General features: G+C 42.8%; 14 protein-coding genes and 1 riboswitch. Of the genes, 2 read left to right on the forward strand and 12 right to left on the reverse strand.

What is annotated here, in order from left to right; genetic code table 11:
* Positions 1-159: 159 nt before the first annotated feature.
* Positions 160-993: a putative porin gene (locus ACP69Y_RS13710; RefSeq protein WP_425918931.1), complete on the forward strand. Its 834-nt coding sequence runs from the start codon at positions 160-162 to the stop codon at positions 991-993.
* Between the two features lie 48 nt (positions 994-1041).
* Here ACP69Y_RS13710 and recJ read toward each other — a convergent pair whose 3' ends face one another.
* The 10 genes from recJ to ACP69Y_RS13760 form a co-directional block, all read right to left on the reverse strand.
* Positions 1042-2745: a single-stranded-DNA-specific exonuclease RecJ gene (recJ, locus tag ACP69Y_RS13715; RefSeq protein ID WP_425918932.1), complete on the reverse strand. Its 1704-nt coding sequence runs from the start codon at positions 2743-2745 to the stop codon at positions 1042-1044.
* Positions 2746-3402, reverse strand: a complete 657-nt coding sequence (pdxH, locus tag ACP69Y_RS13720; protein ID WP_131216813.1) for a pyridoxamine 5'-phosphate oxidase — start codon at positions 3400-3402, stop codon at positions 2746-2748. It lies immediately after the preceding gene.
* Between the two features lie 9 nt (positions 3403-3411).
* Positions 3412-4743, reverse strand: coding sequence for a phosphoglucosamine mutase (glmM, locus tag ACP69Y_RS13725; protein ID WP_425918933.1), 1332 nt, complete (start codon positions 4741-4743; stop codon positions 3412-3414).
* Between the two features lie 126 nt (positions 4744-4869).
* Positions 4870-6336 (reverse strand): IMP dehydrogenase, encoded by a 1467-nt coding sequence (guaB, locus tag ACP69Y_RS13730; protein WP_131216817.1) that lies wholly within the window; start codon positions 6334-6336, stop codon positions 4870-4872.
* A gap of 176 nt (positions 6337-6512) precedes the next feature.
* The gene (locus ACP69Y_RS13735) at positions 6513-6878 is read right to left on the reverse strand and encodes a YkgJ family cysteine cluster protein (protein ID WP_425918934.1); all 366 of its coding nucleotides are present in this window, start codon (positions 6876-6878) and stop codon (positions 6513-6515) included.
* A gap of 95 nt (positions 6879-6973) precedes the next feature.
* Positions 6974-7771: an MBL fold metallo-hydrolase gene (locus ACP69Y_RS13740; protein WP_131216821.1), complete on the reverse strand. Its 798-nt coding sequence runs from the start codon at positions 7769-7771 to the stop codon at positions 6974-6976.
* Positions 7772-7950: 179 nt separating this feature from the next.
* Positions 7951-8526: a TMEM165/GDT1 family protein gene (locus tag ACP69Y_RS13745; protein ID WP_425918936.1), complete on the reverse strand. Its 576-nt coding sequence runs from the start codon at positions 8524-8526 to the stop codon at positions 7951-7953.
* Positions 8527-8599: 73 nt separating this feature from the next.
* A riboswitch (yybP-ykoY riboswitch) is annotated at positions 8600-8742 on the reverse strand.
* Between the two features lie 183 nt (positions 8743-8925).
* A complete protein-coding gene (locus ACP69Y_RS13750) occupies positions 8926-10932 on the reverse strand; it encodes a 2-oxo acid dehydrogenase subunit E2 (RefSeq protein ID WP_425918937.1) in 2007 nt (668 codons plus the stop codon).
* 2 nt (positions 10933-10934) lie between these two features.
* Positions 10935-13637: a pyruvate dehydrogenase (acetyl-transferring), homodimeric type gene (gene aceE, locus ACP69Y_RS13755; RefSeq protein WP_425918938.1), complete on the reverse strand. Its 2703-nt coding sequence runs from the start codon at positions 13635-13637 to the stop codon at positions 10935-10937.
* Between the two features lie 327 nt (positions 13638-13964).
* A complete protein-coding gene (locus ACP69Y_RS13760; protein WP_425918939.1) occupies positions 13965-14648 on the reverse strand; it encodes a M23 family metallopeptidase in 684 nt (227 codons plus the stop codon).
* A 108-nt stretch (positions 14649-14756) separates the two neighbouring features.
* Here ACP69Y_RS13760 and ACP69Y_RS13765 point away from each other — a divergent pair, with 108 nt between their 5' ends.
* On the forward strand, positions 14757-15197 hold the full coding sequence (locus tag ACP69Y_RS13765; RefSeq protein ID WP_425918940.1) for a DUF721 domain-containing protein: 441 nt from the start codon (positions 14757-14759) through the stop codon (positions 15195-15197).
* Between the two features lie 97 nt (positions 15198-15294).
* Here ACP69Y_RS13765 and lpxC read toward each other — a convergent pair whose 3' ends face one another.
* Both lpxC and ftsZ read right to left on the reverse strand, forming a co-directional pair.
* Complete coding sequence (gene lpxC, locus ACP69Y_RS13770; RefSeq protein ID WP_425918941.1) at positions 15295-16197, reverse strand: UDP-3-O-acyl-N-acetylglucosamine deacetylase; 903 nt, start codon at positions 16195-16197, stop codon at positions 15295-15297.
* Between the two features lie 121 nt (positions 16198-16318).
* A complete protein-coding gene (ftsZ, locus tag ACP69Y_RS13775; protein ID WP_425918942.1) occupies positions 16319-17509 on the reverse strand; it encodes a cell division protein FtsZ in 1191 nt (396 codons plus the stop codon).
* Between the last annotated feature and the right edge of the window lie 29 nt (positions 17510-17538).

The raw sequence follows: 17538 nt of genomic DNA on the forward strand, positions 1-17538 counted from the left end.
ATAAATAAATGCTAAAAAACCCATCTTCGGATGGGTTTTTTGCACTTCTAACAAGCATTTAGGTATTTTTTGCACATTGACGGGGCAAATATAAACTGTACAATTTGTTACAACTGTTAATAAAACAGTCATATTTTTATAACAAAGAGAGAAATCTAAATGCTTAAAAAACTTGCTCTTGCTACAGCACTTCTTGCAAGCCTAGGGACTGCCCACGCTTATCAAGCTGAAATCAATGCTGCATATGAAAATACTGATATTGATGATACTGATGGCGTTGATACTTATGCGATTGGGGGAAAGTATTATTTAAATGATGTTCAAGTTAAAGATACTCCTCTTGCTGAAGCTGCTTTTTTGGGCAAAGTAAGTAACATTGGTTTAGCTTATGCCAATGCGAGTACTGACGAAGAAGGCTATGAGTTGGAAATTGATACTGTGGGTATCAATGGTGAATTCTTTATTCCAAATTCACAATTCTATGTTGCTGGTAGCTTGAATCGTGCAGAAGTTACTGCTGAAAGTGACTTTGGTAAAGTATCTGATGACAACACTGGCTACGCAATTGAAGCAGGTTATCTACCAATTAATGGCTTACTTTTGGCTGCAGGTGTTTCAAAAGAGAACATCGATGCACATCAAGTCGCTAAAAAAGGCTTTATCAATACCTATAGTGCAGCTTCTGCATTAGCAGATGATACTGCTCTTACCCTACGTGCTAAATATGTAACTTTAGTTGGCAATCACTATGCTAACTTTGAAGCATCAACTGCATTCGGTGATGAAACAGCATATAGCGTAGCTGCTGATCTTTATCTTGATCCAACTTTAAGCGTTGGTGTATCAGTTAATGATGCAACTTTAGATGATTTTGACACTGTATTCTCGGTTCGTGCTCAAAAATTCTTTACTCCAGCAATTGCTGCAGGTGTGAACTACACCACTACTGATGGCGCTGACTCTTTTGGTATTAACGGTACATTCCGCTTCTAATATACGCCTATAGTTAAATCAAAAAAACCGCTCCAATGAGCGGTTTTTTTATTGTTCTAAATGTATGACACGCAGTTGTAAACTCACATTGCCATTGAATTCATTTTTATCAAGTTCATACACCAGTCGAACACTATTCTGCATGGCATCAAATTCGAATTTTTCACTGACATTAAAAGCAATGGCTTCTACAATTTGACCGTTCTCCAAAGCCAAACGCAGTTTTAAATGGGTGTCTTTTAACCAGCGATAATCTATAACTTTAAACACACCTTCAAAAATCGGTGATGGAAATTTTTGTCCCCATGGGGTTAAATTTTGAAGTAGATCAACAGTTTCAATTTGAAAAGTTGCTGTGGGTAATTCACCATCCGTCCATAAAGTGGCATAAAACAGCGATTCATCCATAGTCGAGATTAATTGCTCAAAAACCTGTTTAAATTCTTCAAAATGCTTTTTCTGAATAGTTAAACCCGCTGCTGCGGCATGTCCGCCAAAGTGGCTAACCAAATGCGGATATTGTTCTGCAATCAGTTCAATTGCATCTCGAATATGCACGCCCTCTATTGAGCGTGCAGAACCTTTGATATGAATACCATCATCATCAGCCGCAAAAACGATACTCGGACGATGAAACTGCTCTTTCAGACGACCCGCCACAATGCCAATTACACCCTGATGCCAATGCTGTTCAAATAGAATTAAAGCCGCAGGTAAAACTGTCTGATCTAATTGCAAGGTTGCTAATTCAGATAAAGCCTCTTGCTTCATCTGCGCTTCAACCTGACGACGTTCAATATTTAACTGATTTAACTGCTGTGCCAATGGATAAGCAGTTTGCATATCGGTTGCAATGAGACATTCAATACCAATGTCCATGGTTTCCATGCGCCCAGCTGCATTAATTCGAGGACCCAATACAAAGCCTAAATCTTGGGCTTTGAGTTGAGACGGTTCTCGTCCCGCAATATCCAGTAAAGCACTTATCCCTGCGCGACATTGATTTTGCTGGATGCGTTTAACTCCGGCATCCACCAAGATCCGATTGTTATAATCCAGACTTGCGACATCAGCATATGTCCCGAGCGCCACCAGGTCTAAATACTGGGTCACTTTGGAGGCCGATTTTCCTAATTTGCTTCGATGACTCGACAGATTGGCAAGTAAATAAAATGCAACACCCACTCCAGCCAAGGCCTTACTCGGAAAGGCGCAGCCCAATTGATTCGGATTGACTACAGCTTCGGCTTTAGGTGTTTCCTTGGTGGTCAGATGGTGATCGGTAATAATCACCTGCATGCCATGCGCTTGGGCTTGTTCAACGCCAGCATGGCTAGAAATACCGTTATCAACCGTAATCAACAGATCTGGCTGATACTTGGTAAACGCCAGATCTGCAATTTTCGGTGTTAAACCATACCCATACTTAAAACGATCAGGAACCAAATATTCAACATTGGCACTCATATCTCGTAAAGCTAAAACCATTAATGCGGTACTGGTTGCACCATCCGCATCATAATCGCCAACAATGACAATTTTCTTCTTATCATCTATAGCTTGATCCATAATTTGAATGGCTTGTTCTAAACCCTTCATATTGGGAGCAAGTAAATTTTTCAGTTTAAGTTCGAGTTCTTGTTCGGATTGCACACCACGGCGCGCTAAAATTTGCGCAATAAATGGAGATACGCCCTGAATATTTTCAGGGCGCGTAATAAAAGGTCGTTGCTGAATCAGTGTTTTTGGCATTTAAGGCATGAGCCGTTGTAATTTCCATGTACCGTCGATTCTTTCATAACTTAAACGGTCATGTAAACGGTTTGGACGACCTTGCCAAAATTCGTAATAGTCGGGTACTAAACGGTAGCCACCCCAAAATTCGGGTTTGGCCAATTCTGTTTTGTCGCTTACCCGATCTTGCAAGGCCTGGAAACGCGTTTGCAATTCTTCACGACTGGCAATGACTCCACTTTGTGGCGTACTGATATGCGCTGCAATCTGGCTATCACGTGGACGTTTATGATAATAGTCGGTCGACTCTGCTAAAGAGATCTTTTCAACTTTACCACTGACGCGAATTTGGCGTTCCAATTCAGGCCAATAAAACAGCAGTTCCGCATAGGGATTTGCAATTAAGTCTAAACCTTTTTGACTGTCATAATTACTATAAAAGTCATAACCCGCATGCGTTGCGCCACGTAATAATACGGTACGTACATGCGGACGACCTTGCGCATTTGCCGTGGCCAAATACATGGCATAGGGTTCATGCAATTTGGCATCTAAAGATGCGTTAAACCACGCTAGAAACTGCAAATGTGGATTTTCGTCCACATGTGCTTCATGTAATTCACCTTTTTGGTAACTTAAGCGAAGTTCGCTCAAATCTTTAATCACATCATTCATATGGTTTCCTTAAGCAGCATTGGTACGGACAGCATCTGCAAGATGGTTGGCTAAATCGGTCACTTCTTGAAGATCATCACCTTCCACCATGACCCGAATGACGGGTTCAGTGCCTGATTTACGAATCAGTAAACGCCCCCGACCTTTGAGCTGTTGTTCCGCTTTCTCAAATTCAGTCGTTAATGCAGGTACAGTATAAGGATCGAACATGGCTTCTAAACGGACATTCACCAGTACATTTGGCAATAAATGAAAGTCTGCAACCAACTCATGCAAAGCTTTTTTCTGTTCAACCATGACAGTCAACACTTGCAAGGCTGCAATAATCGCATCGCCTGTGGTGCTTTTATCTAAGGTCAGAATATGCCCGGATGGTTCACCGCCAATCACCCAGCCATTTTCATCCAGTGCTTGCAATACATAACGGTCACCTACACTGGCACGTACAAATGGAACTTGCGCTTTTTCGAGTGCCAATTCAAGGGCCATATTACTCATCACGGTACCCACAATTCCTGCAGGTTTATGGCTCGCTTGTGTCGCAAGAATATAAAGGATGTTGTCGCCATCGACTAACTGACCGTTTTTATCGACCAAAACCACCCGGTCTGCATCCCCATCAAAGGCAATGCCTAAATCTGCTTGATGTTCTAACACAGCTTTTTGCAGGCTCTCAGGATGGGTTGAACCGCAGCCTTCATTAATATTTAAACCTGTCGGTTCATTATGGATAGCAATCACGCCCGCGCCCAGTTCACGAAATACCGCAGGCCCCACGTTATAAGCTGCACCATTGGCACAGTCCACCACAATCTTTAAATTACTTAAATCGAAATGATATGGGAATGTTGATTTACAGAACTCAATGTAACGACCATTGGCGTCTTTGACACGAACGCTTTTACCCAAGTTTGCGGTATCTTCAATTTTTAATTCTTTTTCAAGTTCTCGATTAATTGCATTTTGAACTTCATCGGGCAATTTTTTGCCTTCGCTTGAGAAAAATTTAATCCCGTTATCAAAATAAGGGTTATGCGAAGCCGAGATTACAATGCCTAAACTGGCATGCAAAGCACGGGTTAAATGTGCGATGGCCGGGGTTGGCAATGGCCCCAATAAATGAACATAGACTCCAGCAGCATTTAAACCAGCTTGTAATGCAGATTCTAAAATATAGCCAGATAAACGGGTATCTTTACCCAACACAACAATAGGTTTTTTCTTATGACTCATTTGTTTTAAAACTTTACCTGCTGCAAAGCCTAGCTTAAGTGCAAATTCAGGTGTAATTGGAAGCTCCCCAAACTTTCCACGAATGCCATCTGTTCCGAAATAACTCATTTTTCACTCACTTCTTATATATGTGTGATGATATTCATCATCCAATTTTATCCGCAATTACTTTACACCAAAATCAAAAAAGCCGTCATATAAATGACGGCTTTTCATGGCTTGGATTACTAAAACTCAACCAACACGGTAGTTTGGTGCTTCTTTAGTAATGGTCACATCATGAACATGTGATTCAGACATACCGGCTGAAGTGATTTTTACGAATTTCGCATTTTGACGAAGATCTTCAATCACTGCAGAACCCGTATAGCCCATAGATGAACGTAAACCGCCCATCATTTGATGCACAATGTTGCCCATAGGACCTTTGTAAGGTACGCGACCTTCAATACCTTCTGGTACGAGTTTTTCCTGACCTGCTTTAGCGTCTTGGAAATAACGGTCAGCAGAACCTGTTGCACCGGCCATTGCACCCAACGAACCCATACCACGGTAAGCTTTATAATAACGACCCTGGAAGAATTCAACTTCACCAGGTGCTTCTTCAGTACCTGCCATCAATGAACCGACCATAATTGTGCTCGCACCGGCACCAATGGCTTTCGCCATATCACCAGAGAAGCGGATACCACCATCAGCAATTAAAGGAATCTGATCTTTCAATGCATTGGCAACACTATCAATCGCAGACATTTGCGGCATACCAATACCCGCAACAATACGGGTGGTACAGATTGAGCCAGGACCAATACCGACCTTAACCGCATCTGCACCTGCGTCAAGTAAAGCCAATGCAGCATCGCCAGTTGCGATGTTGCCGCCAATGACTTGAACTTGCGGGTAGTTGGCTTTAACCCAACGAACGCGTTCAATTACACCTGCAGAGTGACCGTGTGCCGTGTCGACAACAATCGCATCCACACCGGCTTCAACCAATGCTTCAACACGTGCAGGGGTTTCAATTCCTGTACCTACTGCCGCACCAACACGCAGACGACCTAAGTCATCTTTACAGCTGTTTGGATAAAGCTCGGCTTTACGGAAATCAGTGACCGTAATCAAACCTTTTAATTCGTTGTTGTCGCCTACCACCAAGACTTTTTCAATACGGTTTTTTTGTAATAAGGCCTGGATATTTTCTTTAGATTCGTTTTCACGAACAGTCACCAAACGGTCCTGACCAGTCATGATGTTGCTAACCGGCTGTTCTAGATTAGTCACAAAACGTGTATCACGACCCGTGACAATACCGACCACTTTGCCATCTTTAACAACGGGTACACCGCTGATATTGTTGGCTTGAGTAATCGCAATCAATTCACGAACCGTAGTTTCTGGAGTCACAGTGATAGGATCTTTCACCATCCCTGCTTCGAATTTTTTCACACGGCGTACTTCAGCTGCTTGAGCAGAAATATCCATGTTTTTATGCAGGATGCCGATACCACCGTTTTGCGCCATCGCAATTGCCATACGTGATTCTGTCACAGTATCCATTGCAGCTGAAACAAGGGGAATATTCAAATTAATGCCACGAGTAAGGCGTGTCTTTAGAGAGACATCTTTTGGGAGAACAGTTGAGTAGGCAGGGAGTAATAAGACATCATCGAAGGTTAGTGCTTCTTGAACGATGGTCAACATAACAGTCTCACTGGTAATTTCCGTGCGCTATTATAAACAAAAAATACAGGTTTATTCATGTTAATTTCAAACAGTCAGGCAAAATAAATTTACATGACTGAATATCTACAAGGTTTTTTGTTCAAAAACAGCCACTCTGCTGCATTATAAGGCTAAATATTTAATTTTATTGAATGTTAAACTACCTGATCAAAATCCTCATCATTGCTCGGTTCTGCCGTTTCAATAGCTATAAAGGGAATCATATTGTAGGCACGGCGGGCTTTATTACATTGTTCATCCGCAACCTGCACTTCTTTGCAACTGGAACTGCGCACTGTATAAATGGCACAACTGACCTGTTCACCAATTTTCCCCTCGAGTGCAGCACAATAAGGCTGTGACTGGTGGGTGCCTTGCATACACGAATAAACTGCGGTCAGTGGTTGTATATAATGTTCAGGCATGGCAATACCTTCTGCCCAATAAAATGAAACCCGGAAATGGGCACAACATGCCCCACAGCTCAAACATGCATCCTGCGTCGCGACTTGAGACAACATTTTTAAATTCTCGTCATCAAAGATTTAATTTTTAGACAGAAATATTAAAAAATGTTGTTTTTATACGCAACAAAAATCAGTGAACAGCAGAGATATTATTCAGGACAGGTAAATACCGTTTCATCCATCAAGTCGATTCCGCACTCTAAAGTTTCAATCCAGTCCAAGAACTGGTTAATCTGCTCTTTACCGATAAATGGCGTACCGTGCTGCGGCACAATCATTTCAATATCCATAGTACGCACCATATTTACCCAAAGGCGAATCACTTTATTCGAACACATATAGCGCTGGTGAAAGCTTTTCATCTTTGGAATATGCGCTGCAAAGTTTTCCAATGGTTTAGCGGCATCCTCCACCATTGATGCTCCCATATCACCGGAAAATAAAATTTTTGCAATCGGATCATAAAACTGAAAATTGCCAACCGAATGCAGGAAATGGGCAGGAACAACAATAATACGTGATTCGCCCAAAGGAATGATTCCACCGTGGTCTGGTAATTCAATCAAGCGTTCCAACCATCCACCCTTCATTCGATCACTCATAAAAGCCGAATTTAAATGGGGTAAAAAGCGCGCCCAAAGTTTAGATGCCACCACTTTGGCTTCGGTATACACCAACCAACGTGGCATTGAGGTAATAATGTCAGGGTCCTGATGGGAGGCCATCACATAATCGAGATTGGTCAGACGGGTATATTTGTTCAGTTCCATGGTCAGTGGGACATAGGTTAAATCGCCCCCTGGATCCAGCACTGCGGCACGTTCATGATCCAAAATTAGAAATTGGTTGGCTTGTACACCTTCACCTTTGACCAGACTGGTAAAGCTAATACATTTATGTGTGCCATTATCAAATAACACTTGTGATGTAGTACGATCAAATGCCATAACCCATTCCCCAAAATATCGCTGTAAAATTGCATTTTAATGCCATATAACATATAGGGAATTATAGTAATTTACAATCAACACATAATGAAATAACGTCAGAATTATCAGTAAATTGTGCATATTTAGTCATAAAAAATCCCGACTAAAATGCCAGGATTTTTTATGACTATTCAACTTTAAAAAAAGTAATGCTGTACCAAAGTAGCAACACCAATGATCAAGAATATACTCGCACCAATCTTATGAATCAGTGGAATTGGCAGTTTATCAGCCAGCTTGTTCCCGACAAAGACTGCTGGCGCATTGGCAATCATCATCCCAATGGTCGTGCCCAGCATCACCCAGAATACACTGTCAAAACGCGCTGCCAAAGCAACGGTCGCTACTTGGGTTTTATCGCCTATTTCTGCCAGGAAGAACAGCACAAAGGTGGCTCCAAACACGCCATATTTTTGCCATTTATTAATATTATCGGTTTCATCTTCAAGCTCGTCTGGAACAAGCATCCACAGGGCCATCGCGATAAAGCCAATGGATACAATCCACAGCAACACATCTGGGCTAAGTACCGTGGTAATCCACTGGCCAAGCACTGCCGATATACCATGGTTCAATAGGGTCGCCAGTAAAATGGCAAACAGAATAGGAACAGGTTTTCGAAAACGGGCCGCCAGTAACAAGGCTAATAACTGAGTCTTGTCACCCATTTCAGCAAGGGCAACAATAGCGGTAGAGATGAGTAGTTCATACATGTGATCTTTCTCTGGCTAGCAAAATTTGCCGATGACTTATCGCTCCTGCTAGCCAAAAATCTGCGGAGTGATAAATCAAAGGTCTTGCCAACAAAAAAAGCTTTGAGAAAAGCTGAATTGGTTCTTTGCTATGATGACCATGTTCTGTTGAACAATTATGTTGACCATCACCTTTTTACATTGCGTAAAAAGCGGCTACTCCCCAATGAGGTAAGGCGATTTTAATCGTAAAGCAGTTTTTTATCAAATCAATTTATTATCTGCCTTTTAGAATAGGCGGTTAAAACAAATAAAAGCTCATCCTCAGATCGACAACTTACTCAAAATATTTTAATACTCTGTGACAATAAAAAACCCTGCCGAAGCAGGGTTTATCTTATTCGAGCTTTAATGAGCTGATTAGAGCAATAAAGTGCGAATATCCGCTAAAAGCTTGGTCAATTTATGGGTGAAACGAGCAGCATCAGCGCCATTAATCACACGATGATCATAAGACAATGATAATGGCAGCATGAGGCGTGGATCAAAACTTTCACCATTCCACACCGGTTGCATGGTGGCAGGTGAAATGCCCAAAATTGCCACTTGAGGCCAGTTCACGAGCGGTGTAAATGCTGTACCGCCAATTGAACCTAAACTGGTAATGGTAAAGTTCGCACCTTGTAAGTCTTTCGGTGATAATTTCTTCTCACGCGCCTTTTTGCTTAACTCACCCAGCTCAATCGCAATTTGCTTAACCGATTTTTGGTCCGGATTACGCAGAACAGGAACGGTCAAACCATCAGGGGTTGCTACTGCAATCCCCATATGGATTTCATTGCGCAGCAATACAGACTTTTGATCATCCGCCAAATGACCTGCAAAATAAGGCTCTTCTTTTAAAAGATGCGCCAAGGCCTTGGCAATGAAAGCCAGAATAGTCAGACTAATCCCTTCTTTCTTAAAGTTGCCTTTCAACTCGCCTCGCCAAGCTTCAAGCTCGGTGATATCGGCTGCATCAAACTGCGTGACTTGCGGGATGAAATTATTCAATGACAATTGCGGTACAGAAACCTGCTGCAAGCGTGTCATGGCTTTTTCTTCAACACCACCAAATGCAGAGAAGTCTGGAAGTTTTGGCAGACCGGCCGCCTGCACAGCAGCAGCGGCTACAGGAGCAGACTGCGGCGCGGTAAGGCGCGTTTTGACATAAGCTTTTAGGTCTTCTTTCATAACACGCGCATGCGAACCCGACGCTTTCACATCCGATAAAACCACACCCAATTCACGTGCCAGTTTACGCACAGCAGGACCAGCATAAACTTTCGAGTTGGCTGCATTCTGCTCTTTGGTTAGCTTGTCTGCATTATCAGATGTCACTGCCGTTGGAAAAGAAGGAACAGGTGCCGTTTCTACTTTTGTAACGGCTGCTTTCGGTACTTCAGCTTTGGCTGCAACAGGTGCAGCATCTGCTTGCGCTTCAGCTTGAATCGTAATCAGTGCAATGCCTTCAGAGACGTTTTGACCTACTTGAACGTGAATTGCTTTAATCACGCCTGCTGTAGAGCTAGGTACTTCAACCGTGGCTTTATCAGACTCTACCACGATGATGCTCTGGTCTTTTTCAACCGTATCGCCGACCTGAACCAGAATTTCAGCTACAGCCGCTTTGTCTACACCTAAGTCAGGTACAGTCACTTCGATATCACCCGCAGGTGCTGCTGTAGTTTGAGGCGCTGCGACTGCTTTTTCTTCTGTTGCCGGTTGAGCAGCTTCAGTTTTAGGTGCTTCTGTCTGGGTTTGCGGTGCAGAAACAGCCGTTTTCACTTTCAGAATGACCACACCTTCTTTAATGATGTCGCCTTCTTTAATCTCGATAGATTCTACCGTGCCCGAAACCGTACTTGGAACTTCAACAGTCGCCTTGTCTGATTCCACTACCACGATGCTTTGATCGACATCAATTTCATCACCGACAGACACCAAAATTTCACCCACAGTGGCTTTTTCTACGCCAATATCAGGCACTTGGACATCGACCACTTGTGAAGCTGCTTGAGTTGCAGGAGCAGCTGAAGCTTTTGGTCGATGCGAAGACAGTTCTTGCATGATTTCATCGTCAGGCAATGAAGTTGGCGTATTTTCTGAAGTTTTTTGCGAAGCATCTGCCTGTTGAATTTCAGTGGCTGCATCTGCTCCACCTTCTGCTTCAAGCTCGACTAAAGCTGTACCTTCCGTAACTTCATCACCTTGGCTCACCAAAATGCTTTTCACCACACCTGCTGAAGTGCTAGGCACTTCAACAGACGCTTTGTCAGACTCAAGCAAGACAATGCTTTCATCAATTGCAATCGTGTCGCCCACTTTAACGAGAATTTCAGCAACAACGGCTTTATCTACACCAATATCGGGAGTCGTAATTTGCATACTTATTTCTCCTCTTTATAGTCAGCAACAGGAAGTACAGATGGTGTTACTTGAGGAGCCCAGGCTACTGGACGGTCTGTATCCAGCTCAAAGCTAGAGATGGCATCTTTAACCAAACGTGCATCAACTTCACCTTCATCAGCCAGTTTCTTCAATGTTGCAACCACAATGTGAGCAGCATCTACACCGAAGTAGCTACGCAAGTTGCCTCGTGTATCCGAACGACCATAACCGTCAGTACCCAATGCTACAAATGGACGGTTGTCTGGAAGATAACCACGGATCTGTTCACTGTAAGCACGCATATGATCTGTTGCAGACACCACAATACCTTCGGTACCGCGTAACTGCTTCGATACCCATGCTTCTTTCACATCTTCAGCCAGTGGGTGCAGGCGGTTGTATTCTTCACATGCCATACCGTCACGTGCCAGTTCATTAAAGCTGGTGACGCTGTAGACATTCGAGTGAATTTGGTATTCCTCACGAAGGATTTTCGCCGCCTTGATCACTTCACGCAGGATCACACCTGAACCTAATAACTGAACAGTGGCTTTCTCATCTTCTTCGAGTAAGTACATCCCATGCTTGATGCCTTCTTCAGCCCCTTTTGGCATTTCAGGATGCTCGTAATTCTCATTCATTACGGTAAGGTAGTAGAACACGCGTTCTTGATTCACATACATACGCTGTAAACCGTCATGCACAATCACAGCCAACTCATAACCGAAACACGGGTCATAAGAGACACAGTTTGGAATAGTATTGGCCAAGATATGTGAATGACCATCTTGGTGTTGTAAACCTTCACCGTTGAGCGTTGTACGACCTGCGGTTGCACCCAGCAAGAAGCCTTGTGCCTGTGCATCGCCTGCTGCCCATGCAATATCACCAATACGTTGGAAACCGAACATCGAGTAGTACATGTACATTGGAATCATAGGCAAGTTATTGGTTGAATAACTGGTTCCCAACGCCGCCCATGCACTCATTGCACCTGCTTCGTTAATTCCTTCTTGTAGCATATGTCCGTCTTTAGCTTCACGGTAATGCATCAGCTGTTCTTGGTCTTCAGGCGTATATTTTTGACCATGCGCGGCATAAATACCGAGCTGACGGAACATCCCTTCTAAACCAAAGGTACGTGCTTCATCTGGAACGATCGGCACAACGCGGTCTTTAATCGCTTTCTCTTTAAGAAGAGCAGAGATTAAACGTACCATCACCATGGTGGTCGATTGTTCTTTACCGTTTGAACCGGCTAAGACCGAATCAAATACAGATAACTCAGGAATCGCCAATTGTTCACTTTCTTTACGACGTGCAGGCAGATAACCGCCTAATGCTTCACGGCGCGCCTTCATGTATTTCAATTCAGGGGAATTTTCACTTGGACGGTAGAACGGTACTTCTTCAAGCTGTTCATCGGTGAAAGGAAGATTGAAACGGTCACGCACGTATTTCAAAGAATTGATTTGCATTTTCTTGATTTGGTGGGTTTTGTTGACTGCTTCGATTTCCTCAGACAAACCATAACCTTTTACGGTTTTCGCCAGGATCACCGTTGGCTGACCTTTGGCTGTACATGCTTCGGCATAGGCTGCAAATACTTTGTATGGGTCGTGACCACCACGGTTCAGATTATCAATATCTTCGTCACTTAAGTCTTTGACCAGCTCTTTGGCTTCCGGATATTTGCCAAAGAACTTTTCACGCGCATATGCGCCACCCTTCACTTGATAACGCTGGAAATCACCATCGACGGCTTCTTCCATCACTGCCTGAAGTGCACCGGTAGTATCTTTATCCAACAGCGGATCCCAATGACGCCCCCAAACCACTTTAATGACACGCCAGCCTGCACCACGGAATAAAGATTCAAGTTCCTGAATAATCTTACCGTTACCACGCACTGGTCCATCCAGACGTTGCAAGTTACAGTTCACCACCCAAATCAGGTTATCAAGCTTTTCACGACCTGCTAGTGAAATTGCCCCCAAGCTTTCAGGCTCATCCATTTCACCATCGCCCAAATAGGCCCAAACCTTGCGGTCTTCTTCCTTAATCAAGCCACGATTCATCAAATACTTTTGAATGTGCGCTTGATAAATCGACATAATTGGACCCAAGCCCATAGATACTGTCGGGAACTGCCAATAATCTGGCATCAAGTAAGGATGCGGATAACTTGGCAGGCCGATACCGCCAACTTCACGACGGAAATTATTTAAATGATCTTCAGTTAAACGGCCTTCCAAGAAAGAGCGGGCATAAATACCTGGTGCACAGTGACCTTGGTAATAGATCATGTCGCCGCCAAAGTGATCACTATTGGCACGGAAAAAATGGTTAAAGCCCACATCATATAGTGTTGCAGAAGAGGCAAAGCTGGCCAAGTGACCACCTAAATCGTCCCCGGTCTTATTCGCACGAAGTACCATAGCCAATGCATTCCAGCGGATTAAAGCGCGAATTCTGCGCTCCATATCCTGATCACCCGGCATTGCAGGTTGCTCTTCAACAGAAATGGTATTGCGGTAAGGAGTATTTAGACGCTGAATGGGAACATGAGTAGCAATTGCGCGTTGGTAAAGTTTTTCGAGTAAAAATGCCGCTCGCTCCGTTCCCATGTGTTGTAGAACCGAGTCAAAAGCATCTTGCCATTCTTGGGTTTCTTGCGCGTCAGTATCGCCATAAAACGCCATATTCCACCTATTCATTGAGCCTATTTATATTCTCTATATGTAACATACTTTAGGTAACTTCAGTTATTGTCACAGCTGAATACGGAATAGCACTATTATTTATATAATAAATACCTATTGACCATTCTTTACGCAATAAAACAAAAAACCGCCAATAAAGGCGGTTTTTATACAATAAGTATTCTGTGCAGTGATAATATCAAATTTGAAAGCTTTAGCAGCTTTTTTACTCTACTCTTTAAATGAATTACCACATTCTTTAACTATCGTTACAACTCTTTAAATTAAAACCGACAGAATAGGTTTTAAAAGTTGTCATACTCAGTCTTATGGCAACATAGCTAAATAGGTTGACGGGTTCTTACGCTCACCGTCTTTGACTACTTCATAATGTAAATGTGGGCCAGTACTACGACCAGTAGAACCGACATTGGCAATATGCTCACCCGCTTTTACTCGATCACCGACACGCGCAATCAAACGAGATGCATGTGCATAACGGGTCAAATAACCATTGCCATGATTAATTTCCACATATTGCCCATAACCTGTGCCCCAGCCAGATTTGGTCACGATACCAGGACCTGTCGCATAGATAGGTGTGCCGCTTGGTGCTGCCAGATCTAAACCTGAATGATTTTCAGCACGGCCACCCATGGTACGGCCACCATAAGATGAGCTTACGCGTTTCATGTCAGGAAGTGGATGAGCCACCAACCAAGAGTAAGGATTGTTAGAATAACTCTTTGAGGTGCTTGAACCGTATTTTTTTGCGAGCGATTCATTGTTCAATTCAACAGTTTTTTCACGTAATTTAACGCTCATTTTGGTTTCAGCAGGAATATCAATGTCATTTGATTCTGCATAAGAACCTTGAGCCAAAGTACGAGTCAATTGTTCAATGCGATCTGTTGATCCATCGCTAGAATTGAGCTCTACCAAATCAGCGAAAGCTACAGATGCGGCAGACGCTGCCAATGAAAACGCTAATAAAATACGTCTCGTATGCATAAAAAACCTCTTTTAACTGTTCTTAGTTAATGTCCTTGCGTGATCTCTTCCTTGATATCTACTGAAAGGAGCGGATAAGATTAAGACACAAATATGTAGGAATAATGTATGTCTGAACCGGTAAAGCTCTTTCAACAAACAAGAAAACACTTAAAAACAGGAAACTTTACGTTTCTCTCTACACAAGTTGCTGCATGGCAGAAACTTACAAAACTTATTCAACCGATATTGCCCCAACCAGAGCAATGGCAAGTTGTATGTTATGAAAATGGAATTTTGACGATTACCGGTGCAAATCAAGCCATGATTAGTCAACTGGCATATCTTCAAAAGCAATATATTACTCAATTGTTACAATTGTCTGAATTTAAAGATTTGCATAAACTGCAAGTTCGTTTAAGAATTCAAACACCAACACCACTGAAGCCTGAATCTCTGACCAGATCCCTTAGTCCTGATATCCAGGATTTAATCCGTGGAGCTGCTGACTTTGTGAGCGACCCTAAGCTTAGCCAAGCAATGCTACGTTTGGCAAGCAATAAAAAGTAACCGACACTTTGATCTCTTTGAATTAAGTCAAATATTCTGTGAACTATTTAACAATCACATTTGTTATATTATAACGTACACATTAAAAGACAATGACTTATGTCACACTCACGTAAGGAATTGGACATTGCGTTTCGTCATCAAATGTTACAATTTCGTAACTACTTGGATCGCTTTTAACATTACGTAATAATTGATTATTTAATGCATGTCCTGACTTATAGCCATCAAACTTTGCAATAATTTGATGCCCGAGCAAGTATAAATCACCCACTGCATCTAAAATTTTGTGGCGTACGAATTCATCTGAGAAACGCAACCCCTCTTCATTTACCACGCCTGTTTCATCTACTCCAATCGCATTTTCCAAACTCGCACCTAACGCTAAATTGTTGGCCTTAAGATAATCTAAATCTTTCATAAAACCAAAAGTACGTGCTCCACTCACTTCATAGACAAAAGTTTCGGTGGAAAAGTCGATGGTTGCGGACTGGTATTCTTTTTTGAATGCAGGGTGATCAAAATCGATGGTGAAGTTGAGTTGAAAACCTTGATGCGGATTAAACACAGCACGTTTATCCTCTATCAGGGCTTCAACAGGTTTTAAAATTTTGATGAATTTTTTCGGCGCATTTTGTTCTTGTAATCCGCCTTGCATCAGCAAATAAATAAACGGACCTGCACTACCGTCCATAATGGGAACTTCAGAAGCAGAAACTTCAATGATCAGATTATCAATCCCTAAGCCAGCGATGGCACTCATTACATGTTCAATGGTACCTACTTTGGCATTTTCTTGAACTAAGTTCGAGCACATAAATGCCTCTTGAATCAGCATGGCATTGGCCTGAATATCCACTGGCGGATCTAAATCAATACGTCGAAACACAATCCCCCCATCCACATGGTGCGGCACAAAGTTAATCAAGACTTTTTGCCCACTATGAAGACCGATACCGCTCGCTTTCACGATACGTTTTAGGGTTCGCTGTTTCAACATTCTTTTATCATCTGCTCATAAAACCGATATACGTTAGCATATTTAGCTATTGATAAAAAACAAAAAGGTCGTATTGCTACGACCTTTTGTAAATCTATAAATAAGAACTAAAACTATGAGTTTATTTACGTTGCTGATTTTTCAAGTAATCTTGAATACTCATTGGCGTAGGACGTGCCGCCCCTACTGCGGGAGCAGGCGCTAGACCTGCATCATTGTTTTGACGCTGAATTGCAGGTACATCATCATCTTCAACAACAGGATGAGCAACATGATTTGCCGGGCGAGTTGCAGACTGAGATGATGGACGTTTAACTGTGTCAGTTGAATCTGCTGAATTACGGGTTAAACCCGTTGCGATCACAGTTACACTAAGTTCATCGCGCGCATCTGGATCAAATACAGTTCCGTAGAACACTTGACCTTCATCCAAATCGACAATTTGATTGACTACGTCGGTAATTTCTTCAATTTCACCGAAAGTCACATCATCACCGCCGGTCACGTTAATCAAAATACCTTTAGCATTCATAATCGTTACGTTATCAAGCAGTGGACTGCGAATCGCCTGTTCAGCAGCTTGACGCGCACGTGTTTCGCCACGCCCTGAACCCACACCCATCATGGCATAACCGCGCGTACTCATTGCAGTTTTCAAATCGGCGAAGTCAAGGTTGATGTGACCTGGGCGAACCACAAGATCAAAGATACTACGTACCGCATTGAGCAATACGTCATCTGCTTTTTTGTACGCATCTTTCATCGAAATATCGCGGAATACTTTAAGCAGACGCTGGTTAGGAATAATGATTAAAGAATCCACATGCGCTTCTAAAGCTTCAATACCTTTTTCAGCAGATTGCTGACGACGTTTCCCTTCAAAGTTAAATGGAGTCGTCACTACACCAACTGTCAAAATACCCATTTCTTTGGCAATTTCCGCAACCACAGGTGCAGCGCCGGTACCTGTACCGCCACCCATACCGGCAGTAACAAACACCATGTCTGTGCCTTCAAGATGTTGGCGGATGATTTCACGGCTTTCTTCAGCAGCAGTTTGACCCACTTGCGGATTTGCACCTGCACCCAAACCACGTGTGCTTTGCTCGCCTAACTGGATTTTGAATTGGGCATTCATACGATCTAATGCTTGCTTGTCCGTATTGGCACAAACAAATTTTACACCCTGAATGTCTGACTCAAGCATATGTTGTACAGCATTACCACCAGCACCACCTACACCAAACACAGTGAAACGGGCTTGACCGTTGCTATCGTTTTGATCATCTTCTAAAAATTCAAATGAGGCCATGACCTTTGGATTTCCTAATTCGTAATTGG

The sequence above is a fragment of the Acinetobacter sp. TSRC1-2 genome (assembly GCF_049895885.1).
Lineage (GTDB): Bacteria > Pseudomonadota > Gammaproteobacteria > Pseudomonadales > Moraxellaceae > Acinetobacter.